The sequence below is a fragment of the Actinoplanes sp. SE50/110 genome, from assembly GCF_900119315.1.
Lineage (GTDB): Bacteria > Actinomycetota > Actinomycetes > Mycobacteriales > Micromonosporaceae > Actinoplanes.
This window is the reverse complement of the sequence record NZ_LT827010.1, coordinates 7,040,179-7,066,207: the sequence shown is the minus strand read 5'-3', so window position 1 is coordinate 7,066,207 and position 26,029 is coordinate 7,040,179. Positions and strand designations below refer to the sequence as shown.

Sequence of the window (26,029 nt, the reverse complement as noted above, 5' to 3'; positions counted from 1 at the left end):
TTGCGGTACTAGCTGATCCGGAATTTCGCCGACTGCAGGGCGGACGGGCGCGAGTTCGGCCCGACCAGCAGCTCGAAGTCGCCCGGCTCGACGACCCGGTCACCGTCGGCGGTGACCAGGGTGCAGTCGGCGGCCGGGATCTCGATCTCCACGGTGACGCTCTCGCCCGCCGGGACGACCACCTGGCGGTAGCCCTTCAGCTCGCGGTGTGCCCAGGTGACGCTGGTGACCAGGTCGCTCACGTACGCCTGGACGGTTTCCAGGGCCGGCCGGGTGCCGGTGTTGGAGAGTCGGACGGTGGCCCGCACCACGCCGTCGGCCGGGACCTCGGGCTCGCCGATGGCCAGGCCGTCGTACGTGATCGTGGTGTAGCTCAGGCCCTCGCCGAAGGCGAACAGCGGGTCCTGGGTGAGGTCGGCGTACCGGGTGCCGTGCTGGCCGCGCAGCTGGTTGTAGTACACCGGCTGCTGGCCGACGTGCCGGGCGGCGGAGATGGGCAGCCGGCCACTCGGCTCGATCAGGCCGAGGAGCAGCTCGGCGATCGCCTGCCCGCCGCGCATGCCGGGGTTGAACGCCTGCACGATCGCGGCCGCACCGAGTGCGGACGGGGGCAGCGCCAGCGGCTTCGAGTCGATCAGCACGACGATCGTCGGGGTGCCGGTCGCGGCGACCGCGTCGAGCAGCGCGATCTGGCCGCCGAGCAGGTCGAGGGTGGCGGTGGAGCAGCCCTCGCCGGTCAGGTTGACGGTGTCGCCGACCACCACGACCGCGTAGTCGGCGCCGGCGGCGAGCTCGGCCGCGGCGGCGATCCGGGCCGGGTCCACCGGGGCCGACTCGGAGATCGGCGGGCGGGGCTGCCCGTCCGGGAACGTCTCGCCCTCCGGGTCCGGCACCAGTCGCTCGATGTCGGCGCCGCGCTCGTGGACGATCTCCCAGCCGGCCGGCACGGTGGCGCGCAGGCCGTCCAGCACGGTGGCGGTCAGCTCCCGCGGGTGGCCGTCCGGCATCCAGCCGACCTGACCGGAGTTGCCGGCCCAGTCGCCGAGCTGGGCGGAGACGTCGTCGGCGTTCGGGCCGAGCACGGCGATCCGGCGGCTGGCCGCGGCCGGGTCGATCGGCAGCGTGCCGTCGTTGCGCAGCAGCACCAGCGAGCGCCGGGCCACCTCCAGGTTGAGCGCGGTGTGCTCCGGCGAGCCGATCACGGCGCCGATCCGCTCGGCGTCCGGGGTGCGCGGGTTCTCGAACAGGCCCAGTTCGAACTTCAGGCGCAGGATACGGCGTACGGCCGCATCGATGTCCGCCTCCGTCAGGAGGCCTCTCGCGACCGCCTCCTGTGCCCCGTCGAAGAAACCGGGAGTGGTCATCACCAGGTCGTTGCCGGCCTGCACGGCGAGTGCCGCGGCCTCGGCGTAGTCGGCGCAGACCTTCTGCTCCCAGACCATCCGGCCGACGTTGTCCCAGTCGGTGACCAGCGTGCCGGTGAAGCCCCATTCGCCCTTGAGCACGTCGTTGAGCAGCCATTTGTTGGCGGTGATCGGCACGCCGTCCATCGACTGGTAGCCGAGCATGAAGACCTGGCAGCCCTCCTTGGCGGCCCGCTCGAACGGCGGCAGGAACCAGGAGCGCAGCTTGCGGCGGCTGATGTCGGCCTCGCTGGCGTCCCGGCCGCCCTGCGTCTCGGAATAGCCCGCGAAGTGCTTGGCGGTGGCCAGGATGCCGGTCGGGTCGGTCAGGCCGGTGCCCTGGTATCCGCGGATCATGGCGGCGCCCAGGTCGGCGATCAGCAGCGGGTCCTCGCCGAAAGTCTCGTCGATCCGACCCCAGCGCAGATCCCGGGCGATGCACAGGACCGGGGAGAAGGTCTGGTGGATGCCGGTGGCCGAGACCTCGACCGCGGTGGCCCGGGCGACCCGTTCCAGCAGCGCCGGGTCCCACGAGGCGGCCATCGCCAGCTGGCTCGGGAAGATCGTGGCGCCCGGCCAGAACGAGTGGCCGTGGATGCAGTCTTCCGCGGTGAGCAGCGGAATTTTCAGCCGGGTGCGGGACAGCAGCTCGCTCGCCTCGATCAGCTTGGCCGGCGAGGTGTGCAGGATCGAACCGGCCAGTTTGTCCTGAATGATCTCGGCCAGGTCCTGCCGGGCGTCCAGCTGCAGCATCTGCCCGATCTTCTCGGCCAGCGTCATGCGGCTGAGCAGGTCGTCGACCCGCTGCTCCACGGGGAGCGCAGGGTCGAGGTAGGGGGTTTCCGCGGGCATGCGGGCCTCCGGTCGTCACGACCGCGAAGCACGGTCTGCCAAACACGAACGTGATGGAGTCTTCCAGTCCGGAACCGGTTCCGGCACCCCGGGTCGGTTCCGGAACTTTTAGAGTCACCGGACCGTGGGTTGACGATCGTGGAAACAGTCGATGCCCGAGTGGGCGGATCGGGCCGGATCCCGGTAGGGTCCAAAGGGTTCGCACGGATCGGAGCGCCTCGATCACCCTAGGTGATCTTCCGGCTCCGGTCTTCCGACGGCCCGAGGGGGAGCATGAGTTCGGCCGATCGAGTGCTGCGGGGAGCCGCGGAAGCGATCGAACACATCTCCGGCATCTGCTTCAAGACCGGCCCGCCACGCCATCTCGGCGTCGAGCTGGAATGGACCACACACCACGTGGATGACCCGGCCGTCCCGGTCCCGGCCGCGGACCTGCGTGACGCGTTGGGGGTGCACGCGCCGGCCGCCCTCGGCAATCCGCAACCGGTGCCGCTGCCCGGCGGCGGCACGGTCACCGCCGAACCCGGCGGTCAGTTGGAGATCTCGTCGGCGCCGGCCGATGCGCTGCCCGCCCTGCACGCGGCGGTCACCGCCGACCACGCCGCCCTGGCCGGGATGCTCGCCCGGGCCGGCCTGCGCCTCGGCGACCGGGGCATCGACGAGCACCGGGAACCCGCCCGGATCCTGGACACGCCGCGGTACGCCGCGATGGAACGCTCCTTCGACCGCGCTGGGCGCACCATGATGACCGGCACCGCGGGACTGCAGGTCTGCCTCGACGCCGGGGAGGCCCACCAGATCGCCGGCCGGTGGGCGGCGCTGCACGACTTCGGGCCGCCGCTGCTGGCGCTGTTCGCGAATTCGGCGGTGCACGCCGGGCGGGACACCGGCTGGGCGTCGGCCCGGATGGCCGCCTGGTACGGCATCGACCCCCGGCGCGCCGGCCCGGCCTTCCGGGAGTCCGGCTCCCCGGCCGAGGACTGGGCCCGGTACGCGCTCGACGCGCCACTGCTCTGCGTGCGGCGCGACGACGGGCGGTGGGACGCGCCGCCCGGGGTGACCTTCGCCGACTGGATCACCGACGGCACACCGACCGTGTCCGATCTGGAGTATCACCTCAGCACCCTGTTCCCGCCGGTGCGCCCGCGCGGCTACCTGGAGGTGCGCTACCTCGACACCCAGCCGGGGCCGGACTGGATCGCCCCGGCCGCGGTGCTGACCGCGCTGATGGCCGACGACGTGATCACCGCTCAGGGCCGGGAGATCGCGGCGCCGGTCGCGGGGCGGTGGCGGGCCGCGGCACGGGACGGGCTGCGGGATCCGGCGGTCCGCGCGGCGGCGGCCGGACTGGCCGAGCTCGCCTGCCGGCACTTCGACCGGACGGGGCTGGATGACGTCGTCCGAAAGCAGGTTTCCGATGTTGTTGACGCGCGCCTGAAGGGGAACGCTCGATGATCAACCCCGACAAGAACCTGATCGCCGCCGAATTGGAGCGATCGCGGGCCCGCACCGCCCTGCTGACCGACGCGGTCGACGACGACGACCTCGTCGCGCAGCACTCGCCGCTGATGTCGCCGCTGGTCTGGGACCTCGCGCACGTCGGCAACCAGGAGGAGCTCTGGCTGGTCCGGGACGTCGGCGGCCGCGAGCCGGTGCGTCAGGACATCGACGAGTTGTACGACGCGTTCCAGCACGCCCGCAGCGACCGCCCCGCCCTGCCGCTGCTCGACCCGGCCGAGGCGCGCCGATACATCGGCCAGGTGCGGGACAAGGCGCTCGACGTGCTCGACCGGGTGCGCCTGGACGAGCGGCCGCTGCTCGCCGGTGGCTTCGCGTTCGGCATGATCGTGCAACACGAGCAGCAGCACGACGAGACCATGCTCGCCACCCACCAGCTGCGCGGCGGCTCGCCGGTGCTCTCCGCCCCGCCGCCCCCGCCCGGGGACGCCCGGGTGCGCGGCGAGGTGCTGATCCCCGGCGGCCCGTTCACCATGGGCACCGACACCGACCCGTGGGCGCTGGACAACGAGCGGCCGGCGCACACCGTCGAGGTCCCGGCGTTCCTGATCGACGCCACCCCGGTGTCCAACAGTGACTACCTCGCCTTCATCGACGCCGGCGGCTACGACGACCCGCGCTGGTGGTCGGCGCGGGGCTGGACGCACCGGCACGAGGCCGGGCTGACCGCGCCGATGCACTGGCTGCGCGACGGTGACGCCTGGCTCTACCGGCGGTTCGGCCGGATCAGCCCGATCGCCGGCGACGAGCCGGTGGTGCACGTCGACTACTTCGAGGCCGAGGCGTACGCGGCCTGGGCCGGGAAACGGCTGCCCACCGAGGCCGAGTGGGAGAAGGCCGCCCGCTGGGACCCGGCGACCGGCCGCTCCCGCCGCTTCCCGTGGGGCGACGAGCCGCCCGGCCCGGAACACGCCAACCTCGGGCAGCGGCATCTCGCGCCGGCGCCGGCCGGGGCGTATCCGGCCGGCGCGTCGCCGCTGGGCGTGCACCAGCTGATCGGCGATGTCTGGGAATGGACATCGACCGACTGGCACGGCTATCCCGGATTCCGGGTGTTCCCGTACGCCGAGTACTCCGAGGTCTTCTTCGGCGGTGACTACAAGGTGCTGCGCGGCGGCTCGTTCGGCACCGACGCGGCCGCCTGCCGCGGCACGTTCCGCAACTGGGACCACCCGATCCGGCGGCAGATCTTCAGCGGCTTCCGGTGCGCGCGGGAGCTCGTCTGATGTGCCGCCACCTGGCCTACCTCGGGCCGCCCGAGCCACTGTCGGCGTGGGTGTTCGACCCGCCGCACGCGCTGTCGCACCAGGCCTGGGCACCACGTGACATGCGCGGCGGGGGCACCATCAACGCCGACGGGTTCGGCGTGGGGTGGTATCCGCCCGAGGGCGGGCCGCCGGTCCGGTATCGCAGCGCGATGCCGATCTGGAGCGATCCGACACTGCCCCGGCTCGCGGAGGTGACCAGGTCGGGGGCGGTGCTCGCGGCGGTCCGGTCGGCGACCGAGGGGATGCCGGTGATCGCGACGGCGACGGCGCCGCTCCAGGACGGGCGGTGGCTTTTCAGCCACAACGGGGTGGTCCGCGGTTTCCCCGGGACCCTCGCCGACCTGGCCGCCGCGCTTCCCGTCGAGGACCTGCTGACCCTCGACGCGCCGACCGATGCGGCCGCCCTGTTCGCTCTGGTACGCCATGGGCTGCGCGCCGGGAAGACCGCGGAGGAGGCACTCCTGTCCGTGGTCACCGCCGTGCTGCGGGTCGCGCCGGACTCCCGGCTGAACCTGCTGCTGACCGATGGTGATCGGATCCTGGCGACCACTGCCGGGCACGCGCTCGCCGTCCGGGCGACCGGCGACGCCGTGCTGGTCGCCTCCGAGCCCCTCGACGACCACCCCGCCTGGCGGCCGCTCCCGGACCGCCGGCTGTTGATCGCGACCCCCGCTGCGGTGGAATTAGGAGAGCTGTGACTTCGCTGGAGAAGCATCTCGACGAGCGTGACCTGGCCCGATCCCTGCGCGCCGACGTGCGCGACGGCCTGAGCGCCGACCCGAAACGGCTGCCGCCGAAATGGTTCTACGACGCCCGCGGCAGCCGGCTCTTCGAGGACATCACCCGGCTTCCGGAGTACTACCCGACCCGCACCGAACGCGCCATCCTGAGCGCGGCCGCCGCGGAGATCGCCCGGCTCACCGACGCGAAAACCCTCGTCGAACTCGGCTCCGGTTCATCGGAGAAGACCCGGCTGCTGCTCGACGCGATGCTGGGGCGGGGCACGCTCGGCTCCTTCATCCCGTTCGACGTGTCCCAGAGTGCCCTCGCTGAGGCCGTCGACGCGCTCAGCGTCACCTACCCCGGCCTGAGCATCACCGGCGTGGTCGGCGACTTCACCCGGCACCTGCGCCACCTGCCCGACGGCGACAGCCGCCTGGTCGCCTTCCTCGGCGGCACGATCGGCAACCTGATCCCGGCCGAGCGCTCCGCCTTCCTCGGCGACCTGCGCTCCGTGCTGCACGCGGGTGAGTGGCTGCTGCTCGGCACCGATCTGGTCAAGGACCCTGCCGTGCTGGTGCCCGCCTATGACGACGCGGCCGGCGTCACCGCGGAGTTCAACCGGAACGTGCTGCATGTCATCAACCGCGAGCTGCGGGCCGACTTTGAGCCACTCGCCTTCGAGCATGTGGCCGCCTGGGACCCGGATCGGGAATGGATCGAGATGCGGTTGCGGTCGGTGCGGGCGCAGACGGTGCGGATCGAGGATCTGGACCTGACCGTCTCGTATGCGGCGGGGGAGGAGATGCGGACCGAGATCTCGGCGAAGTTCCGGCGGGAGCGGCTTGCGGCGGAACTGGCGGCGGCGGGCTTCGCCCTCCGCCATTGGTGGTCCGACCCGCAGGACTGGTTCGGCGTCTCCCTGGCCCAGGCCGTCACTGATTGATCGGCCGTACGCCGTTGGCCGGCGGCCCTGAGCGCCGCCGGCCCGCGCGTGTTCTGAGCGCCGCCGGCCCGCGTGTGTTCTGAGCGCCGCCGGCCCGCGTGTGTTCTGAGCGCCGCCGGCCCGCGTGTGTTCTGAGCGCCGCCGGCCCGCGCGTGTTCTGAGCGCTGCCGACCCGCGCGTGCCCTGAGCGCCGCCGGCCCCCGCGTGCCCGCCCGTGTGCCGGCAGATCGCCCGGGCGTGGCCGCCGGGTCTGCCCGCCCCGGGTTCCCTCCGCCTGGCTAGCCTTTCCTCCATGGCCGACGTTGAACTGATCGTCACCGACGCCGAGGCGCTGCGCGCATGGCTGACCGACCACCATGCGACCTCACCCGGCGTGTGGCTGGCCCTCACCAGGAAGGGCGGCACGGCCACGACCCTGACGTGGCAGCAGGCGGTCGACGAAGCCCTGTGCTTCGGCTGGATCGACGGCCAGGCCCGCAAGGGCGACGACGCCCTGTCCTGGATCCGCTTCACCCCACGCCGGCCCCGCAGCGCCTGGTCCCAGCGCAACGTCGCGAACGTCACCCGCCTGGAGGCCGCCGGCCGGATGACCCCGGCCGGCCGTGCCGCGGTCGAGGCGGCCCAGGCCGACGGCCGCTGGGCCGCCGCCTACGCCCCGCCCTCGGAGGCCGAGGTCCCCGACGACCTGGCCGCCGCGATCGCCGCCGACCCGGCCGCCCAGGCCATGTTCGACGTGCTGACCAGAGGCAACCGCTTCGCCCTGATCTACCGGGTCAACGCGGTGAAACGCCCGGAGACCCGGGCCCGCAAGATCACCGAGATCGTCGCCATGCTCGCCCGCCACGAGACCTTCCACCCCCAGAAGGCGAAACCGGCGCCGCAGCCGTAGCCGAAGGGCGTCGGGTCGGGGCCACCGCGAGGATGGGCTCGCACATGGCACCATGATGGCCCCCGAGGAGAGGCGTCACCGATGCGACATGATCAGTGGGACCCGCGTGGCCCTGGCGGGCGCCTGCTCACCGTCGCGACGGTGGCGGCGATGACGCTGGCCTGCCTGGTCCTGAGCGGCTGCACGTTCCAGGATGCGGAGTGCAGCGACGGGGAGTATCCGGCGGCGCAGGTGGACGGCCCGGGAAGCTACTGCGTCCCCGATGGACAGGAGCCCGATCCGGGATTCGTCCGTTACCCGGCCGGCAGAGTGCCCCGGCACGTCGGGGACGAATGGGATGTCTACTGGCAGTCGCATCGGCTCGACGCACAGGGCAACGAGATCCCGGACGGTCCACGGCCGGCGGTGAGTGTCGCGGTCTCGCCGTCCCGCTGACGCGACGGCGGCGTCCGGGCAGGACAGGCCGGCACCCGCCAGATATGGGCAATCTCACATTGCTGGCCCCGTGGCCGCACGTTCCGCGTCAGGCAGTCGGCGGCAAGGGCCGCCGCGAAGCTCGGCAACGGGGGTGTGTGGTGCGTGGAAGTCCGGGATTTCGGAAGAAGCGGTCCGGTCGATCGGTCCGGCCGGCATGGTCGCGCTGACCGCGTCGTCGGTGACAGGAGGAGTGGTGGCTGTCTCCTCGGATGAGGAGTTCACCCGTTTCGTCGCGGCCCGGCTGCCTGCGTTGCGCCGTCTCGCCTACCACCTGTGCGGAGACATGCACCAGGCCGACGACCTGATCCAGGAGGCCGTCACCAAACTCTTCGTCCGCTGGCCCTTGCGGGACGTCGGCAACCTCGACGGATACCTGCGCACCATGCTGGTGCGGACCTTCATCGACGAGCGTCGGCGCGGGTGGTGGCGGATCCGGCTGTTCGCCCACCCCGGCGACGATTCCCTGCCCGGGGTCGTGCCGGCGTCCGGCGACGCCTTCCCGATCGCCGACCGGACCGACCTGCAGGCGGCTCTGGCCCGCCTGCCGCGGCGCCAGCAGGCGGTGCTGGTTCTCCGATTCCTGTACGACCAGCCGATCGACGTCGTCGCCACCATGCTCGGCTGCTCGAGCGGCACGGTGAAGAGTCAGACGGCCCGCGGACTGGCCGCGATGCGCACCTTGATCGGCGATCCGCCGGCCGGCACCGGTCCGGTCGGCGCCGGCTCGGCCGGCACTGGTTCGGCCGGCACTGGTTCGGCTGGCGCGGGTTCGGGCGGCACTGGTTCGGTCGGTACCGGTTCGGCCGGCACTGGTTCGGTCGACGCCGTGAGGGGAGCGCTGCGGTGAGCCGGAGTGGGTTCGATGAGCAGTACGGCCGGGATCTGCTGAGTCAGCTTCCGCCCATGCCGGACCTGCCCCCGCACGTCGACCTGTCGGCTGCGGTCACCGCGGGCAGGCGCCGTCGCCGGGCACGCCGGATCCGTACCACCGTCACGGCGGCCACCCTGACGGCCGCGCTCGTCGTAGCGGCGCCCCTGGCCGTCCGCATGCAACGACGCAGCGAGCCTCCCGCTGACCCGGCGCCGGCGGCGACGGCAGCTGCCCCGGTCGCCTGCACGGCGGCGTGGCTCCCGATGCCGGACGCCGGCACCGGTGCGCGCGTCCTGACCGCCGGCGATGCGACCGGCCGCTGGTACGCCGGCAGTTATCGCGCTCAACAGGGGAACGGTGACACCGTCATCCTGCTGTGGCATGACGGGCGGTTGGTCAGGACGGGCCGATTCCCCGGTGTGGGCCAGAAGATCAACGGCATCAATGCCGCCGGTACGGCCGTCGGTCAGACCATCGACGACCGGCGGTACCGGCCCTACGCGTATGTCGGTGCTCAGGCGGTGCGGCTGCCCGGTGTCACCGAGGGTACGGCCGTCGCCGTCAATGATGCCGGCGTGGTCGTCGGGTCCCGGATGGCCGGCGACCACCCGGTGCCGGTGCGCTGGCGATCGGTCAGCGAGGCGGCCGTGGACCTGCCCCTGCCCGCCGGGTACGGGACCGGCGAAGCCATCGGCATCGACAAGGACGGCACCGTCGTCGGCTCGATCGGTCCGCACGGTGGTGTTCCCGAGCAGCCCTACCTGTGGCACCCGGACGGGACCGGGGAACTGCTGCCGCTGCCGATCGTGCAGGGCCGGCCGGCCCGGGTTTTCGACCCGTCCGGCATCCGGGACGGCTGGGTCGCCGGCGTCGTGGTGGCGGCGGGAGACAAGACCCTGCGTCCCTACCGGTACAACGTCGTCGACCGGACGTTCGAGTCGGTTGCCGGCCGCGACGTCGCGATCTCCGCGATCAACGGCAGCGGCTGGGCGGTCGGTTACCACACCGGTGCGCCGGGAGGATCCGTGCTGTTCGCCGGACCGCGAGAGACGAGACTGCCCGCCGTCCCCGGTGCCGGTGAGCCCGACACCCGCGCGGTGGTGATCAGCGACGACGGCCGGACCGTCGCCGGCGACGGGCGGAACGCCGCCCACCGGACCCAGCCCGTGCTGTGGCACTGCGACGTGGAAACGATGGCGGGCACCGCGGGACACCGGTAGCAGGTGATGAGACCGGACCGGTGGCCGGCGCGCCCGCTCGGGGGGAGGAGCGCGCCGGACCGCGGCTATGGCGCCGGGTTGGCGGCGAGGCGGGCGATGCTGCCCGGCATCGCGTACATGTGGGCGAAGGCCCGGGCCTGCTCGCCGGTCCAGGCCGACGAGCCGTGGCCGTAGACGATGCCGGCCCGGGTGGCGGCGTCCAGCAGGCTGTGCGGGCTGGACGAGCCGAGCAGGACGATGTTGCCCTTGTGCAGCTTCACCCGGACGGTGCCGGTGACCCGGGTCTGGCTGGAGTCGAGGAAGGCGCGGAAGTCGTCCATGATCGGGTCGAAGTAGACGGCCTCGTGCAGCAGGTCGCCGTACGTGTTGCCGAGCTGCGCCTTGGTGGCCTGCTGCCGGTTCGACAGCACCAGCTTCTCCAGTTCGCGGTGGGCGGCGATGAGGATCAGCATGCCGGGGGCCTCGAACCCGACCCGGGCCAGGTTGCCCACCATGGTGGAGCCCATGTGGATGCCGCGGCCGACGCCGTGGGCGCCACCGAGCACGTTGAGCTCGGAGAGGATCGCGTAGTTCGGGGCGTCGGCGGCGACCAGCGGGGCGCCGTCGACGGTCGCGTCGACCACGACGCCCCTGTCGAAGGTCAGGTGCAGCTCGACGCCGGTCTCCGGAGCCTGGTCGATCGACTTCGTGTACGTCCAGGCGTCCTCGGGGAGGTACTCCCAGGAGCCGTAGGTCTCCTCGCCGCCGATCGAGGTGCCGATCAGGCCCTCGTTGATCGAGTACTTCTTGACCTTCTCGCTGACCGCGAAGCCGCGGCTGCGCAGGAACTCGGCCTCCTCCTCGCGGACCAGGCGCTCGTCCCGGACCGGGGTGATGATCTCCAGGTGCGGGGCCAGGGCGCGGATCACCGCGTCGTACCGGACGTGGTCGGCGCCGGCGCCGGTGGAGCCGTGGGCGACGGCGTCCGCGCCGACCCGCAGGGCGACCTCGACGACCTTCTCCGCCTGGATCAGGCGTTCCGCGCCGACGCACGACGGGTAGGCGCCGTTGCGCAGGTAGTTCGCCTTGATCGCGTAGGTGACGACCCGGTCGTACAGCTCGGCGCGGGCGTCGACGACGTGGTGCTCGACCGCGCCCAGTTCCTCGGCGCGGGCCTTGACCGCCTCCGCCTCACCGCTGTGCAGGCCGCCGGTGTCGATGTTGGCGGTGACCACCTCCCAGCCCTTCTCGCGGAAATCCACGAGGGCGTACGAGGTGTCCAGTCCACCGGAGAAGGCGAGCACGATCTTGCGCTTGGTCATCGGGGAAGTTCCTTTTCGAAGATCGGCACGTACGTCCTGCCGTCCTGGACGACGTGGCCGGGTGGAAGCACGTAGAACTCGCTGCTGCCCGCCTCGATCGCCTTCTGCATCGCCTGCTGGCGGTCGTAGTCGAACGGGTCGAGCAGGAACGCCGGCTCGGGCAGCGCCGCGTCGGCCGGCAGGGTCAGATCGGACTGGTACACGAACGAGCCCGGCGAGGTGTGGAACGGGACCGTGGCGACCAGCACCTTCAGCGCGCCGAACTCGGTGTGCACCTTGAGCGCGCTGTTGTCGTACTGGGTGACGCCGTCGAGCTTCTGCGCGCGGTATGCGGACAGGGCCAGCGCCTTGGCCGCCTTGCCCAGCCCGACGGCCGGCATCAGCGACCAGAGCGACCACCCCACCCAGCGCCCGGGTTCCGCGGACGGCGCCGCGCAGTAGCCGCCGACCGGCACCGGGCCGGTGTAGCCACCGGCCCGCATGTCCTCCTGCACCTTGCGCAGCAGCTGCTTCACGTCGGTGTCGAAGCGGAACGTCGAGCGCTCCACCATGGCCGCGAACTCGTCCTGCGGCAGGCCGGCGATCAGCGCCGCGGCCGGCATCAGGATCAGGTCGACCATCACCCACTGCGGCATCGGGATGCCCCGGTCGCCGAACGCGATGCCGTTGATCACGTTGAACAGGTTGAGGAAGTCGCGCACCGACCAGTCCCGCTCACCGGTGTCGGTGAAGTCGAGCCAGCTCAGCTTGTGCCCGTACGGCTGCTCGTTGAGGTGCGGCCGGATCGTCTCGTTGGAGGCGAGGAAGAACTCCACGCCGAGACCGGCGAGCTTGCCGGTGTGGTCGGCGAAGTTCGGGAAGCGGGTCTCCACCGAGGGTGGGAAGGTCATCGGGTCTCCTCACGGTCGGTGTCCGACCGGCTCCAGTTGCCGAGTTTCTCGGCGAGGTCGGCGCCCGCCGTGGGCCCGCTGTCCCGGGCGACCACGAGGATCGTGTCGTCACCGGCGATGGTGCCGACCACGTCCGCGAGACCCGACCGGTCCAGCGCGCTGGCCAGGAACTGCGCGGCGCCCGGCGGGGTGCGCAGCACGGCGATGTTGCCGCTCGAGTCGACGCCGGTGAGCAGCTCCTTGAGCAGCCGGATCAGCCGGGCCGGGCCCTGGCCGGTGGTTTCGCGCAGCGGCCGCTTGCCGTCCTCCGGGATCAGGTAGGCGCCGCTGACCTTGACCGCGTTCAGCTCCTCCAGGTCCCGGGAGAGGGTGGCCTGGGTGACCTGCACGCCCTCGGCGGCGAGCAGGTCGGCGAGCTCGGTCTGTGAGCGCACGGTCCGGCCCCGGATCAGTTCGACGATCCGGGCGTGCCGGCCTGCACGAGTCACCGCGGAAGTCACTTCTCGTTTACCGCCAGCAACCAGGTGAGCAGCGCCTTCTGTGCGTGCAGGCGGTTCTCCGCCTCGTCGAAGACGACGCTCTGCGGGCCGTCCATCACCTCGTCGGTGATCTCGTCGCCGCGGTGCGCGGGCAGGCAGTGCAGCACGATCGCGTCGGGCGCGGCGACCGCCAGCAGGCCGCTGTTGATCTGGTACGGCCGGAACGGGGTGAGCCGGTCCTTGCCGTCCTCCTCCTGGCCCATCGACGTCCACGTGTCGGTGGCCAGCACGTGCGCCCCGTCGGCAGCCTCGCGGGGATCGCGGAACACCTCGACCGACCCGCCGGTCCACGCCGCGATCTCGGACGCGCGGCCGACCACCGACGGCGACGGATCGAAGCCGGACGGCCCGGCCACCCGGACGTGCATCCCGGCGGTGGCGCCCGCCAGCAGGTAGGAATGCGCCATGTTGTTCGCGGCGTCACCGACGTACGCGATGATTCTGCCCCTGGTCGTCCCGAACCGCTCACGGATGGTGAGCAGATCGGCGAGCAGCTGACACGGGTGGTATCCGTCGGACAGTGCGTTGATCACCGGTACGTCGACGCCCGAGGCCAGCTCGGCCAGCCGCTCGTCACCGTGCGTGCGGTAGACCATCGCCGCGACGTAGCGGGAGACGACCCGGCCGGCGTCGGACAGGCTTTCGCCGCGGCCGAAGTGCGTGTTCTGCGTGTCCACGATGATCGGCTGGCCGCCCAGCTCGGCGATGCCCGCCTCGAACGACAGCCGGGTGCGCAGGCTCGCCTTGTCGAAGAAGACCGCGACCGAGCGCGGGCCGGCCAGCGGGGTGAAGGCGAACCGGCTGGCCTTCATCTCGACGGCCAGGTCGAGCACGTCCGACTGCTCCTGGGGGCTCAGGTCGTCGTCGCGGAGGAAGTGGCGCAGGGTCACCGAATACCGTCCAGGGCAGCGATCAGGGCGTCCGCCTGATCGGAGGAGATGATCAGGGGCGGGGCGAGCCGGATCACGTCCGGCTTGGCGGCGTTCACCAGGAAGCCGGCGTCGAGCAGCCGCGCCGCGATCTCCGCGGCGTTCGGCTGGTTCAGCACGATGCCGAGCAGCAGGCCCGCGCCACGAACCTGCTTGACGAACGGGTGCCGCAGCCCCTCGATGCCTCGCCGCAGCTGCTCGCCGACCCGCTTCACGTGATCGAGCAGGCCCTCGCCGGCGATCGTGCGGACCACGGCGAGCCCGGCCGCGCAGGAGACCGGGTTCCCGCCGAAGGTGGTGCCGTGCGAGCCCGGGGTGAGCAGGTCGGCGGCCGTGCCGAAGGCCAGGCAGGCGCCCAGCGGCAGCCCGCCGCCGAGACCCTTGGCCAGGGTGACCAGGTCGGGCTCGACACCCTCGCCCTGGTGGTGGAACCAGTGGCCGGTGCGGCCGATGCCGGTCTGCACCTCGTCGAGGGTGAGCAGCGCGCCGTTGCGGGTGCAGATCTCCCGGGCCGCGGCCAGGTAACCGGGCGGGGGCACGACCACGCCGTTCTCCCCCTGGATCGGTTCCAGGATGACCATGGCGGTCTCACCGGTGACGGCGGCCGCCAGGGCGGCGACGTCGCCGTACGCGATGTGGGTGACGTCGCCGGGCAGCGGCCGGAACGGGTCCTGTTTCGCCGGCTGGCCGGTCAGGGCGAGCGCACCCATGGTGCGCCCGTGGAACGCGCCGTCGGTCGCCACGATGTGGGTGCGCCCGGTCAGCCGGGAGATCTTGAAGGCGGCCTCGTTGGCCTCGGCGCCGGAGTTGCAGAACAGCACCCGGCCGGTCCGGCCGGCCAACGCCAGCAGCAGCTCGGCCAGGGCCACCGGAGGCTCCGCGATGTACAGGTTGGAGACGTGGCCGACCTGCTGGATCTGCTGCGTGACGGCGGCCACCACGGCGGGGTGGGCGTGGCCGAGCGCGTTGACCGCGATCCCGCCGAGGAAGTCGACATACCGTCGGCCGTCCTCGGCGGTGAGCACCGCGCCCTCACCCTTGACCAGAGCGATCGCCGGGGTGCCGTAGTTGTTCATCATGGACTGCTGCCAGCGTTCGACGAGCGTCGTCATGAGGGGACCACCATGGTACCGAATCCTTCTTCCGTGAAGATTTCGAGCAGCGTCGAGTGGGCGACCCGGCCGTCGACGACGTGTGCCGACGGGACCCCGCCGCGCACCGCGCGCAGGCAGGCCTCCATCTTGGGGACCATCCCGGACTCCAGGCCGGGCAGCAGCCTGGCGAGCGCGTCGGCGTCGATCTCGCTGGTCAACGAGGAAGTGTCCGGCCAGTTGGTGTAAAGGCCGGGCACGTCGGTGAGCACCACGAGCTTGCGGGCGCCGAGTGCGACGGCCAGCGCGGAGGCGGCGGTGTCGGCGTTCACGTTGTGCGCCAGCCCGTCGGCGTCCGGGGCGACCGTGGCGATCACCGGGATCCGGCCGGCCGCGATGAGATCGTCGACCGCGGAGGTGTCCACCCGGTCGACGTCGCCGACCAGGCCGATGTCGACCTGCTCGCCGTCGATCGTGGCGCCCCGGCGGACCGCGGTGAACAGCCGGGCGTCCTCGCCGGACAGGCCCACCGCGTACGGCCCGTGCTGGTTGATCAGGCCGACCAGCTCCCGGCCGACCTGGCCGGTGAGCACCATCCGGACGATCTCCATCGTCTCCGGGGTGGTGACCCGCAGGCCGCCGCGGAACTCCGACTCGATGCCGACCCGCTGGAGCATCCGGTTGATCTGCGGCCCGCCGCCGTGGACCACGACCGGCTTGATCCCCACATGCCGCAGGAAGACCATGTCGGCGGCGAAGGCGCGCTGCAGCTCCGGGTCGATCATGGCGTTGCCGCCGTACTTGATCACGATCGTCGCGCCGTGGAAGCGCTCCAGCCATGGGAGCGCCTCGATCAGGATGCCCGCCTTCTCCAGCGGGGTCATGAGCTGTATGCCGAATTCTCGTGGACGTAGGCGTGCGAGAGATCCGTGGTCCAGATCGTCGCGTTCATCTCACCCTCGTGCAGGTTGATCGTCACCCGGACGTCCCGGCCGGACAGGTCGACCTTCGACCGGTCCTCGGCGGCGGCGCCGTTGCGGCACACCCAGACGCCGTTGATCGCCACGTCGATCCGGTCGGCCTCGAACGCCGCGCTGGTGGTGCCGACCGCGGCCAGGATCCGGCCCCAGTTGGGGTCGTTGCCGAAGAACGCGGTCTTCACCAGGTTGTTGCCGGCCACCGTGCGGCCCACCTGTACGGCGTCGGCCTCGCTGGCCGCGCCGGCCACCTCGATCGCGATGTGCTTGGTGGCGCCCTCGGCGTCGGCGATCAGCTGCTGGGCCAGGTCGTGGCAGACCTCGGTGACCGCGGCGGTCAGCTCGGCGAGTGTCGGCTGCCGGTCCGAGGCGCCACTGGCCAGCAGCAGCACGGTGTCGTTGGTCGACATGCAGCCGTCCGCGTCGATCCGGTCGAAGGTGACCCGGGTGGCCGCGCGCAGCGCCGCATCCAGCGTCTCGTTGTCCGCCGACGCATCCGTGGTAATCACCACGAGCATGGTGGCGAGCGCCGGGGCCAGCATGCCGGCGCCCTTGGCGATACCGCCGACCGACCAGCCGTCGCGCTGGGCCACCGCGTTCTTGGCGACCGTGTCGGTCGTCATGATCGCCTCGGCGGCCCGGGGCCCGCCGTCCGTGGCGAGCGCCTTGACCGCGGCGTTCACCCCCGGCAGCAGCCTGTCCATCGGCAGAAGCTCGCCGATCAGGCCGGTCGAGCAGACCGCGATGTCACCGGGGCCGACCATCATCCGCTTGGTGGTACGCAGCACCGTGGCGGTGTGCTCGGCGGTGGTGTGGGTGTCCCGGAAACCCTGCGATCCGGTGCACGCGTTGGCACCACCGGAGTTCAGCACGACCGCGCGGATCACTCCGCCCTTGACCACCTGCTGGCTCCACAGCACCGGCGCGGCCTTCACCCGGTTGCCGGTGAAGACGGCGGCCGCGGTGTAGTCCGGTCCGTCGTTGACGACGAGGGCGACATCCGGGTTTCCGCTGGTCTTGAGCCCGGCGGCGACGCCGGAGGCGCGGAAGCCCCGGGGGTGGGTGACGGTCACGGTGCAACTCCGAAGACGCTGAGGCCGGCCGTCTCCGGCAGGCCGAACATGATGTTGGCGTTCTGCACCGCCTGGCCGGCGGCCCCCTTGCCGAGGTTGTCCAGCGCGCTGACCACGATGATGCGGCCGGAGTCGACGTCCACCGTGGCCTGCAGGTGGCACGAGTTGGAGCCGGCGGTGGCCGCGGTGTGCGGCCAGACGCCCTCGGGCAGCACGTGCACGAACGGCTCGTCCGCGTAGGCCGCCTGCAGCGCCTCACGCGGGTCCCCGCCGTTGCGTCGTTTCGCGGTCACCGTGGCCAGGATGCCGCGTGGCATCGGCGCCAGGATCGGCGTCATCGACAGCGAGTCGGCACCGGTGGCCTGCTTGATCTCGGCGACGTGCTGGTGCGCGCCGACCTTGTAGGGCGACAGGTCACCCATGATCTCGCTGGCCAGCAGGTGCGCCTTGGCGTTGCGCCCGGCGCCCGAGGTGCCGGAGCTGGCGACCACCACGACGTCGGCCGGGTCGGCCACGCCCGCGGCGATCAGCGGGGCGAGCGCCAGGATGATGGTGGCCGCATAACAACCCGTGTTGGCCACCCGGTTGGCGGCCCGGATCGCCGCGCGTGCGCCGGGCAGCTCCGGCAGGCCGTAGGTCCAGGTGCCGGCATGCCCGCCGCCGTAGTAGCGGGTCCACTGCTCGGCGCTCTCCAGCCGGAAGTCGGCGCCCAGGTCGACGACCTTGACACCGGCCGGCAGCTGTCCCGCGACAGCCGCCGACTGACCGTGCGGCAGGGCGAGAAAGACCAGGTCAGCGTCGCCGAGCGTGGCCGCGTCGGTGCTGCCGAGAGTCAGGTCCAGCCCGGTGAGCTGGGGGTGCACCGACGTCACGTGCTGACCGGCCTGGCTGTGCGCGGTCGCCGCGATCAGGTCGAACTCGGGGTGCCCGGCGAGCAGGCGCAGCAACTCGCCGCCCGCGTAACCACTCGCTCCAGCAACCGCGACCCGGATTCCCATAACTACCTCCGCATGACTATGCAGAGAACCGTATCAACTCGCATTGCGCGGGGCAACCGTGTCGTGCCCGGAGTCACCTTCGCGCGCGAGGCCGCTCCGCTGCGGTGTTTTGCCGTATTCCGCGACGTTCGCGTGGTGGTGCTCCCGCCTCCCGGCATCTCTGCCGGGCCCGACACCGGGCGGGATCCATCGCCCGCAGCCGCGCGGGATCCGACCGCGGCCGTCGGTATCGGCGACGCGTCCGGCCCGGCCGGTCGGGCGCATGGAACCTCAGCCGCCTCATCCCATCACGGCCGGGCTCACTTCGTGTCGATGCGACCCGCCGGGTCGGGCGTGGCCCGGACGGCGTCGACCTCGGTGTGCCACGCCGTGGCGTCGATGCCCAGCGCCGTGCGCAGGAACGCGGTCGAGGCGCGGCGGATCAGCTCCACCCGCCGCGGGCTCTCGTCGGTGGTGTCGGCCGCGCGGTAGCCGTGGATGCCGCCCAGCAGATGCTCCCCGCCGAACACTGTCAGCAGACCCTGCGCCCCCGGACTGAGGTGGTAGACGTCGGTGAACCAGTCCGGCCCGCGCGTCGAGAGCGCCGACTGGTCCGCGTCACCCGCCACGACCAGGGTCGGCGTCTTCAGCGTGTCGAAGTCCGGGTTCATGAACGAGAAGTGCTCCCGGGCGAACGGGGCCAGCTGGTCCCCGCCGAGCCCGGTGGTGGCCAGCAGGACACCGGCGCGGACCCGGTGATCGGTCCGGTCCGCGCCGGGCCGGCCGTCGGCGCCGAGGACGCGGGCGCCGAGGAGCATCCCGGCGGACTGCCCGCCCCAGGAGTGGCCGGCGACGGCGAGACGGTCGTGGGCGACCCGGCCGGCCAGTCCGGGCACCGCCTCGACGATCGGGGCGAGGTCGTCGATGACCCGACTCAGGTCGTCGACCCGGGTCTGCCAGATGGTCGGATGGCGCGGATCGGCCGGGGTCACGCCGAGCGTCGCCGAATCCAGGAAGGTGGGCTGGACGACGACGAAACCGTTCGCCGCCCAGTGGTCGACGAGCGGGTCGTACCAGTCCATCGCGCCGCCGAAACCGTGCGCGAACACGATCACCGGCAGGCCGGTGCCGGCGGCCGGTGCGGAGACCCGCACCTGCAGGTCGTCACCGCGGCCGGGTGCGGGCAGGACGACGGGTTTCAGGGACAGGATCGGCATGGTGGCTCCTTCGGGGGCCGCCCCGGACCGGAGCGGCGTTCCGTTTCACCGTACGGAGCGACGCTCCGTTTCGCAAGGGCGAGGGGAGCATTGCTCCGGTTGGCTGTTCGGCATGGCACAATCGGGGGGTGAGCAAGGAATCGGGAGGCGCGCCGCCGAGACGCCGGGCGGATGTCGAGCGCAACGAGAGCGCGCTGGTCACCGCGGCCGCCGAGGTGTTCGCCACCTCCGGTGTCGACGCCACGGTCCGCGAGGTGGCCGCCGCTGCCGGCGTCGGGATGGGCACGCTCTACCGGCATTTCCCGACCCGGGCGGCCCTGATGGTGGCGGTCTTCCGGCACCAGATCGATGCCTGCGCCGAGGCCGGCCCGACCCTGCTCGCCGCCGCGCCCACCCCGTTCGCCGCCCTGCTCGACTGGGTCCACCTGTTCGTCGACTTCCTCGGCACCAAGCACGGCCTGGCGAAGGTGTGGCAGGGCGACGACGCCGGTTTCACCGAGCTGCACCAGCTCTTTCTCGACCGCCTGGTCCCGGTCCTGTCCGAGCTGCTGGGGGCGGCCACCGCGTCCGGCGAGGTGGTCGCCGACATCCGGCCCTACGAGCTGATCCGTGCCGTCGGCGACCTGGTCGCCTGGACCGTGCAGGACCCCAACTACGACGTCCGCCGCATCGTCACGCTGCTCGTCACCGGCCTGCGCCAGATCCAGCCGGAGCGTTCCGGGCCGTCCGGCTTCGATCTCGTCCAGGTTTAGGGCATCGGCCCAGCCGGGACGGCCGGAATCTCCGGCACTTTCGCGGAGCCGGATAGTTGCTGGCCAGCCCTATGCTGCGGGCATGGACAACCAGGCGCGGAAGCTCTCGACCGGGTCGACCGTCGGCGGGCGCATCTTCGGGGCCGCCTTCGGCCTCGTGTTCGCCGGCGCCGGCGTGTTGTTCGCCGCGGCGGACGTGTTCGCCGATTCGTTCGACCCGTTCCGGGCGATGTCGGACTGCGTGACGTCCGGCGACGTCGCCGGGATTCCGGCCGACGCGCTGCCGTCCGGCGTCACCACCTGCGACTGGCTGCACGAGGGCCTCACCGCCTTCCAGATCGCCGGCCTGCTGGCCGGTGGCCTCTTCGCGCTGGTGGGCCTGCTCATCGTGGTGGCCTCGGTGCGCGGGTCGGCGGCCTGGCTCGACGGGTCGAGGCTGCGGGTCCGGCGAACCTTCGGCACCCGCGTCGTCGACCTGGCGACGGCAGACGTCACCGCCGGCATCGTCACGCACACCGACAGCAGCGACTCCGGGCCGGTGCGGGTGCGGCGGGTGCCCACCCTGGTGGCCCGCGAGCCCGCCACCGGGCGCAAGGTGACCCTCGCGCTGCAGGGCATCAGCCTGGACCGCCTGCCACCGGTCGAGCTCCGGGCGCTCGCCGACGCCATCGTGATCGGCCGGCCGGAGTCGGATGTGGACGCGTTCCGGGTCGCCGAGCAGCTGCGAGCGATGGCGGACGACCCGCTGGAGCTGCATCGGCATTGAGCGGCCGGGTGACCCGTGGGCAGCCGCATCGGCACCCGGCGGGGCTTGCCCCGGTCGGGCAGGATGGCCAGGGTGAGTCGTCGCGTCGTGCCGTTCATCGCCCTGGGCCTTCTCGCCGGCTGTGGTCATGCCGCCGAGACCTCCTCCGGAACGGTGGCGACACCGACGCCCCCGGTATCGACACCCTCGTCCGCCCACCCCGGCTCGCGGTGCCCGGCGGAGGGCGTCCGTCTGGAGCTCGACGAGGGCGACGCCGCGATGGGCCTGCGGGTCCGCGGCATCACCCTGGTCAACTGCGGTTCCCGCACCTATCGGCTGAACGGTTACCCGGTGGTGCGTGCACTCGACGAGGACCGCGCGCCGCTCGACCTTCAGGTCCTGCAGGGGGTCACGGAGATCGTCGGCTCCAGCATGCCGTGGGACGGTCCGCCGCGGCCGGTGACGTTGGGGCCGGGTCAGCGTGCCAGCGCGGCGGTGGCCTGGCGCAACACCTACGACGACATCCGCAAGCCCCCGGTCGATGCGACCTTCCTGCGGATCGAGCCGCTCGCCGGCCGCCCGGCCCAGACCGTCGAGGCGGACCTCGACCTCGGCAGCACCGGCCGTTTCGGGATCAGCCCCTGGGTGGCGGTTCCGGACACCACCGCCGCGCCGGCCTCGTCGCCGCCGGCTCCGGCCCCGTCCGACCCGGTCGCATCCGACATCCCGCTGCCGTGACCCGGCCTCGGAAAGCGTCCGGAAGCGCGCGGATGACGGCGTGCCGATCAGCGGATCCGTGACGCTCGCGATCGTCGCGGTGGTGAGCGGATGCGATGACGGCGCCACCGTCGCCACCGCCGATGCAGCCGAGGCTTGCGGATGATCCGAGCGGAAAAGGCAAGATCAACAACAAAATCCCGATTGCGCCGTACGACGGTCGCCCACCCGCCGCGGCGAAGGAAAAGCGTGCCCGCCGGGCGAAGGGAAAGCGTGCCCGCCGCGGCTAAAACTGAGCGTGCCCGCCGCGGCGAAGACGGAACGTGCCCGTCCCCAAGAAGCAGGGGCGACGGCGAACGAACTCAGATCGCCTGCCCGGAAATAAACGGCAACCATCCCGCATACCACCCCGAGAGCAACGCCAACGCCCCCAGCACGATCCCCAGATTCCGGTTCGACGCGCGCGCCAGCAGCATCGCCGGGATCAGCAGCACGGGGAAGGCCGGCATCAGATGCCGCCCGATCATCGAGATGTGTGTGCTGGTCCCGGCGGCCAGGACGAGCATCGCCGCGGTGTAGACGGTCACCGGCCACGGCACCCGGCCGGCCAGCAGCACCAGCAGCACGATGAATCCGGCGAGGAACAGCGCCGACATCACCCGGATCGGTTTGGCGGCGTTGTCGTCGTCCACGCCGAGCAGGATGTCGCTGACCATCTTCCCGGTGTTGGCGCCGTGGTCCCAGCGTGCCCCGAACGTGTTCGCGTGGATGCTGGTGTATTCGTCGAAGCCGCCGAGGCGCGCCGAGGCGAAGGTCAGGTAGGCGATCAGCCCGGCCGGGGCCAGCACGATCGCGGCCCAGGGTCGCCAGCCGTCGCGCCGGCGGGCGGCGGCGATCAGCGCGGCCAGGCCGACGGTGCCGATCAGGGCCGCGGCGGTGGGGCGGCTCAGGCCGCTGAGGCCGGCGAGCGCACCGGCCAGCAGCCAGCGTCTGGTGAGCACGGCCCACAGCGCCCAGGCGGCGAGGGCGGTGAACAGTGATTCGGTGAACGCGCCGTTCTGCGTCATGGCGGCGGGGGCGACCGCCCAGACGCCGGCCAGCATGAGCCCGGTCCGGTGATCGCGGATCAGCCGGCCGACGGCATAGATGCCCCACGCCGCGGCGATCGCCGAGATCAGGGAGACGATCAGGCACGCGGCGACCGGGTTGACGAACGGCAGGAAGGTCAACGGCCGGGCCAGCCACGGGTAGAGCGGGAAGAACGCCAGCCGCAGCTCGTAGGGCACGCCGTCGGCGTCGACCGCGCCGACCGGGCCGCCCAGACCGCTGCCGGCGATCTTGATATACCAGCGGCCGTCCCAGGAGAGCAGCGCGTCCGCCGCGGAGGTGAAGCTGCGCCACTGGTTGCCGATCGACCCGTCCGGGAAGACCTGGCGGCCGGGGGAGCGGCTGTGCGCCTGGGCGGCGAGCGCGTACATCACCTCGAGGCTGAGCACGCGCAGCACCACGTAGAGCCCGATGGCGGACAACGCCCCGGCTCGCGGACCCGGTTCGGTGCCGGCTGGTGCGCGGGGAGCGCGTTCGGTCACGGCTTCCGCAAGGGAACCGGGTTCAGCCACGGGAGCGCCCCCACAGAGACGGATCGATGGAAATCGTTGTGGAGCGTAACGCAAGCCGGCACCGCCGAGGGCGGGGTTCCCGGAGAAACCCCGCCGTCGCGGGGGATCAGCGCGGGACGGCCTTCTCCACCGCCCACTGCCGCCAGGTGTCCAGTTTGTGTTGCACCGTGGCGAGTTGGTCGCGCACCGGGCCCGGTCCGGTCGAGCCGGGCGTGGTGCGGGCGGCCAGGGCCGAGGACACCGACAGGACCTCGCGCACCGACGGGTCGAGGTGCTCGCTCACCGTCTTCAGATCGTCGTCGGTCAGGTCCTCCAGCTCGCACTCCCGGGCCGAGCAGAGCGCCACCAGCTTGCCGGTGATCTCGTGCGCGTCGCGGAACGGCACGCCACGCCGGACCAGCCAGTCAGCCACCTCGGTGGCCAGCGAGAAGCCGACCGGGGCGGCGGCCGCGAGCCGGTCCACCCGGACGGTCATCGTGGAGATCATCCCGGCCAGGGCGGGGAGCAGCAGCTCCAGGGTGTCGACCGCGTCGAAGGCCGGCTCCTTGTCCTCCTGCATGTCCCGGTCGTAGGTGAGCGGCAGGCCCTTGAGCATGGTCAGCACCGCGACCAGGCCGCCGGTCAGCCGGCCGCTCTTGCCCCGGGCCAGCTCGGCGATGTCCGCGTTCTTCTTCTGCGGCATGATCGAGGAGCCGGTGGCGAACGCGTCGTCCAGCTCGACCCACCCGAACTCGGTGGAGGTCCAGAGGACCACCTCCTCGCCCAGCCGGGACAGGTGCACGCCGATCAGCGCGGTGATGAACAGGAACTCGGCGACGAAGTCCCGGTCGGCGACGGCGTCCATCGAGTTCGGCGCGGGGGCGGCGAAACCCAGCTCCTTGGCGACCGCGGCCGGGTCGAGCGGCAGTGACGAGCCGGCCAGCGCGCCGGAGCCCAGCGGACTGATCGCGGTGCGCACGTCCCAGTCGCGCAGCCGGTCCAGGTCGCGCAGCAGCGGTTGCACGTGGGCGAGCAGCCAGTGCCCGAAGCTGACCGGCTGGGCGTGCTGCACGTGGGTCATCCCGGGGGCCGGGGTGCCGACGTTGCGGGCCGCCTGCTCGGTGAGCGCGTCGGCCAGCTCGATCAGCGCGACGGCCACCCCGCGGGCGTGATCGCGTAGGTAGAGCCGCAGGTCGGTGGCCACCTGGTCGTTGCGGGAGCGACCGGCGCGCAGCTTGCCGCCGAGCGCGCCGAGGCGCTCCAGCAGGCCGCGCTCCAGCGCGGTGTGCACGTCCTCGTCCTCGATCGTGGGGCGGAACTCGCCGGTGGTGCAGGCCTGCTCCAGGTCGTCGAGGGCGGCCAGCATCCGGCCGAGCTCCTCGGCGTCGAGCAGGCCGGCGTTGGCCAGCACGCGGGCGTGGGCCCGGGAGGCGAGCAGGTCGTACGGCGCGAGACGCCAGTCGAACTGGACGCTGACGCTCAACCTGGCCAGGGCCTCGGCCGGGCCGCCGGCGAACCGGGCACCCCAGAGCCGGGTCGGCTCGTCACTCTCCGGCACACCCACTCCTTGATCGTTCGGGACTTACCGCTGACTTTAACGCCTGCATAATAATACCTGAGATCTGATAAAGTTGCATCATGGCTGATCTTGATCTCACCGGCGACGTGGTCGCCCTCACCCGGGTGGTCTGCGACATCCCCTCGGTCAGCGGCGACGAGAAGCGGCTCGCCGACGCCGTCGAGAGCGCCCTGCGCGCGTATGCCCACCTGGAGGTGCTGCGCGACGGTGACGCGGTGGTGGCCCGGACGAGCACCGGCCGCCCCACCCGGGTCGTGCTCGCCGGTCACCTCGACACCGTGCCGATCGCCGGCAATCTGCCCGTCGTCGAGGACGGTGACGTGCTGCGCGGTCGCGGCACCGTGGACATGAAGGCCGGCGTCGCCGTCATGCTGCACCTCGCCGCGACCCTGACCGCGCCGCGCTACGACGTCACCTATGTGTTCTACGATCACGAGGAGGTCGCCGCCCGGCTGAACGGTCTCGGCCGGCTGGTCCGCCACCATCCGGAGTGGCTGGCCGGCGACTTCGCCATCCTCGGCGAGCCCAGCGACGGCACGGTCGAGGGCGGCTGCCAGGGCACCATGCGGGTGAGGATCGCCGTCCCGGGCGTCGCCGCGCACGCCGCCCGCTCCTGGCGGGGCAGCAACGCCATCCACAGTGCCGGCGCCGTGCTCGACATCCTGCGAGCCTACGAGCCGCGGCAGCCGATCGTCGACGGTCTGCAGTATCGGGAGGGCCTGAACGCGGTCAAGATCGAGGGCGGCATCGCCGGCAACGTCATCCCCGACCTGTGCACCATCTTCGTGAACTACCGCTTCGCCCCGGACCGCGACCCCGACGCCGCCGAGACCCACCTCCGCGAGGTCTTCGCCGGCTTCGACCTGGAGGTCACCGACCGCGCACCCGGTGCCCGCCCCGGCCTCGACCAGCCGGCCGCCAAGGAGTTCGTCGACCTAGTCGGCCGCGAACCGCAGGCCAAACTCGGCTGGACCGACGTCTCCCGGTTCGCCGCCCTCGGCATCCCGGCGATCAATTACGGCCCCGGAGATCCGCTGCAGGCCCACACCGACACCGAGTTCGTCCCGATTCCCGAGATCCACACCGCCCTCGAGAACCTGAAAACCTGGCTGACCGCCTAACCCTTATTTCGTACGTCATGAGCACGGTGGCACCACGCCCCGCCCCGTCGCGTGGTGCCACCGTGCTCAGCCCCGCTCAGCAGCGTCCCGCCGCGCCGTGCCACCCGATGCAGCAGCGCCCCGCCGCGTGGTGTCGGCCCTTGCCGCCCCCGTTTGGCGGCTCCTCAGCAAACTGAACCGGTTCCGCCACCAACCGCTGCAAGAACCGAGCAGAGCCTGCCCGATAAGTCGTGAAAGCGAACAGAGCAACCGCGCGGGCGATTAACCGGTTCAGAAAAATTTGTGATTTCTATCACTTTCTCGGCATGACCGGATCTAGCAGCGACTTTCTCAGCGCTCAGTGACCGCACCCGCACGCG

The 26,029-nt window shown here is 71.9% G+C and carries 24 protein-coding genes; 12 read left to right on the top strand and 12 right to left on the bottom strand.

The window, feature by feature from the left end:
* Positions 1 to 8: 8 nt before the first annotated feature.
* Positions 9 to 2,255: a glycoside hydrolase family 3 N-terminal domain-containing protein gene (locus ACSP50_RS31605; protein WP_014693376.1), complete on the bottom strand. Its 2,247-nt coding sequence runs from the start codon at positions 2,253 to 2,255 to the stop codon at positions 9 to 11.
* A gap of 273 nt (positions 2,256 to 2,528) precedes the next feature.
* On the opposite strand from ACSP50_RS31605, the gene egtA reads away from it, so the two are divergent.
* The 8 genes from egtA to ACSP50_RS31565 all read left to right on the top strand — a co-directional run bounded on the left by egtA (position 2,529) and on the right by ACSP50_RS31565 (position 10,164).
* Positions 2,529 to 3,710 (top strand): ergothioneine biosynthesis glutamate--cysteine ligase EgtA, encoded by a 1,182-nt coding sequence (egtA, locus tag ACSP50_RS31600; protein ID WP_014693375.1) that lies wholly within the window; start codon positions 2,529 to 2,531, stop codon positions 3,708 to 3,710.
* Positions 3,707 to 4,999, top strand: coding sequence for an ergothioneine biosynthesis protein EgtB (gene egtB / locus ACSP50_RS31595; protein WP_014693374.1), 1,293 nt, complete (start codon positions 3,707 to 3,709; stop codon positions 4,997 to 4,999). Before egtA ends, egtB begins: the two co-directional genes overlap by 4 nt.
* Complete coding sequence (gene egtC, locus ACSP50_RS31590) at positions 4,999 to 5,739, top strand: ergothioneine biosynthesis protein EgtC (RefSeq protein WP_014693373.1); 741 nt, start codon at positions 4,999 to 5,001, stop codon at positions 5,737 to 5,739. Before egtB ends, egtC begins: the two co-directional genes overlap by 1 nt.
* A complete protein-coding gene (gene egtD, locus ACSP50_RS31585; RefSeq protein WP_014693372.1) occupies positions 5,736 to 6,707 on the top strand; it encodes an L-histidine N(alpha)-methyltransferase in 972 nt (323 codons plus the stop codon). Before egtC ends, egtD begins: the two co-directional genes overlap by 4 nt.
* Positions 6,708 to 6,999: 292 nt before the next feature.
* A complete protein-coding gene (locus tag ACSP50_RS31580) occupies positions 7,000 to 7,596 on the top strand; it encodes a YdeI family protein (protein ID WP_014693371.1) in 597 nt (198 codons plus the stop codon).
* An 81-nt stretch (positions 7,597 to 7,677) separates the two neighbouring features.
* On the top strand, positions 7,678 to 8,031 hold the full coding sequence (locus ACSP50_RS31575; RefSeq protein WP_014693370.1) for an SCO0607 family lipoprotein: 354 nt from the start codon (positions 7,678 to 7,680) through the stop codon (positions 8,029 to 8,031).
* Positions 8,032 to 8,266: 235 nt separating this feature from the next.
* Positions 8,267 to 8,920: a SigE family RNA polymerase sigma factor gene (locus ACSP50_RS31570; RefSeq protein ID WP_014693369.1), complete on the top strand. Its 654-nt coding sequence runs from the start codon at positions 8,267 to 8,269 to the stop codon at positions 8,918 to 8,920.
* Positions 8,917 to 10,164, top strand: coding sequence for a hypothetical protein (locus ACSP50_RS31565; protein WP_014693368.1), 1,248 nt, complete (start codon positions 8,917 to 8,919; stop codon positions 10,162 to 10,164). The genes ACSP50_RS31570 and ACSP50_RS31565 overlap by 4 nt, the downstream gene beginning before the upstream one ends.
* A 65-nt stretch (positions 10,165 to 10,229) precedes the next feature.
* Here the strand turns inward: ACSP50_RS31565 and argG are convergent, their stop codons facing one another.
* From argG to ACSP50_RS31520, 9 genes are all read right to left on the bottom strand, one after another.
* Complete coding sequence (gene argG, locus ACSP50_RS31560; RefSeq protein ID WP_014693367.1) at positions 10,230 to 11,465, bottom strand: argininosuccinate synthase; 1,236 nt, start codon at positions 11,463 to 11,465, stop codon at positions 10,230 to 10,232.
* Positions 11,462 to 12,355 carry a hypothetical protein gene (locus ACSP50_RS31555; protein WP_014693366.1) on the bottom strand — a complete coding sequence of 298 codons (894 nt, stop codon included), beginning with the start codon at positions 12,353 to 12,355 and terminating at the stop codon, positions 11,462 to 11,464. The genes argG and ACSP50_RS31555 overlap by 4 nt, the downstream gene beginning before the upstream one ends.
* Positions 12,352 to 12,855: an arginine repressor gene (locus ACSP50_RS31550; protein ID WP_014693365.1), complete on the bottom strand. Its 504-nt coding sequence runs from the start codon at positions 12,853 to 12,855 to the stop codon at positions 12,352 to 12,354. The genes ACSP50_RS31555 and ACSP50_RS31550 overlap by 4 nt, the downstream gene beginning before the upstream one ends.
* Positions 12,852 to 13,784, bottom strand: coding sequence for an ornithine carbamoyltransferase (argF, locus tag ACSP50_RS31545; protein ID WP_014693364.1), 933 nt, complete (start codon positions 13,782 to 13,784; stop codon positions 12,852 to 12,854). Before argF ends, ACSP50_RS31550 begins: the two co-directional genes overlap by 4 nt.
* Positions 13,781 to 14,935: an acetylornithine transaminase gene (locus ACSP50_RS31540; RefSeq protein ID WP_014693363.1), complete on the bottom strand. Its 1,155-nt coding sequence runs from the start codon at positions 14,933 to 14,935 to the stop codon at positions 13,781 to 13,783. The genes argF and ACSP50_RS31540 overlap by 4 nt, the downstream gene beginning before the upstream one ends.
* On the bottom strand, positions 14,932 to 15,798 hold the full coding sequence (gene argB / locus ACSP50_RS31535; protein WP_014693362.1) for an acetylglutamate kinase: 867 nt from the start codon (positions 15,796 to 15,798) through the stop codon (positions 14,932 to 14,934). Before argB ends, ACSP50_RS31540 begins: the two co-directional genes overlap by 4 nt.
* Complete coding sequence (gene argJ, locus ACSP50_RS31530; protein WP_014693361.1) at positions 15,795 to 16,964, bottom strand: bifunctional glutamate N-acetyltransferase/amino-acid acetyltransferase ArgJ; 1,170 nt, start codon at positions 16,962 to 16,964, stop codon at positions 15,795 to 15,797. Before argJ ends, argB begins: the two co-directional genes overlap by 4 nt.
* Positions 16,961 to 17,962, bottom strand: a complete 1,002-nt coding sequence (gene argC, locus ACSP50_RS31525; RefSeq protein WP_014693360.1) for an N-acetyl-gamma-glutamyl-phosphate reductase — start codon at positions 17,960 to 17,962, stop codon at positions 16,961 to 16,963. Before argC ends, argJ begins: the two co-directional genes overlap by 4 nt.
* A 299-nt stretch (positions 17,963 to 18,261) precedes the next feature.
* Positions 18,262 to 19,158 carry an alpha/beta hydrolase gene (locus tag ACSP50_RS31520; RefSeq protein ID WP_014693358.1) on the bottom strand — a complete coding sequence of 299 codons (897 nt, stop codon included), beginning with the start codon at positions 19,156 to 19,158 and terminating at the stop codon, positions 18,262 to 18,264.
* Positions 19,159 to 19,286: 128 nt separating this feature from the next.
* Between ACSP50_RS31520 and ACSP50_RS31515 the strand changes: the two genes are divergently transcribed.
* The 3 genes from ACSP50_RS31515 (at position 19,287) to ACSP50_RS31505 (ending at position 21,393) form a co-directional block, all read left to right on the top strand.
* Positions 19,287 to 19,910 carry a TetR/AcrR family transcriptional regulator gene (locus ACSP50_RS31515; RefSeq protein WP_014693357.1) on the top strand — a complete coding sequence of 208 codons (624 nt, stop codon included), beginning with the start codon at positions 19,287 to 19,289 and terminating at the stop codon, positions 19,908 to 19,910.
* 82 nt (positions 19,911 to 19,992) lie between these two features.
* Positions 19,993 to 20,676, top strand: a complete 684-nt coding sequence (locus ACSP50_RS31510) for a hypothetical protein (protein ID WP_014693356.1) — start codon at positions 19,993 to 19,995, stop codon at positions 20,674 to 20,676.
* A gap of 72 nt (positions 20,677 to 20,748) precedes the next feature.
* The gene (locus tag ACSP50_RS31505; protein ID WP_014693355.1) at positions 20,749 to 21,393 is read left to right on the top strand and encodes a DUF4232 domain-containing protein; all 645 of its coding nucleotides are present in this window, start codon (positions 20,749 to 20,751) and stop codon (positions 21,391 to 21,393) included.
* Between the two features lie 341 nt (positions 21,394 to 21,734).
* On the opposite strand, the gene ACSP50_RS31500 is transcribed toward ACSP50_RS31505, so the two are convergent.
* Both ACSP50_RS31500 and argH read right to left on the bottom strand, forming a co-directional pair.
* Positions 21,735 to 22,901 (bottom strand): glycosyltransferase family 39 protein, encoded by a 1,167-nt coding sequence (locus ACSP50_RS31500; protein WP_014693354.1) that lies wholly within the window; start codon positions 22,899 to 22,901, stop codon positions 21,735 to 21,737.
* Positions 22,902 to 23,097: 196 nt separating this feature from the next.
* Positions 23,098 to 24,534, bottom strand: a complete 1,437-nt coding sequence (gene argH, locus ACSP50_RS31495) for an argininosuccinate lyase (RefSeq protein WP_043512562.1) — start codon at positions 24,532 to 24,534, stop codon at positions 23,098 to 23,100.
* Positions 24,535 to 24,608: 74 nt separating this feature from the next.
* On the opposite strand from argH, the gene dapE reads away from it, so the two are divergent.
* Positions 24,609 to 25,670 (top strand): succinyl-diaminopimelate desuccinylase, encoded by a 1,062-nt coding sequence (gene dapE / locus ACSP50_RS31490; protein ID WP_014693352.1) that lies wholly within the window; start codon positions 24,609 to 24,611, stop codon positions 25,668 to 25,670.
* The last annotated feature ends 359 nt before the right edge of the window (positions 25,671 to 26,029 follow it).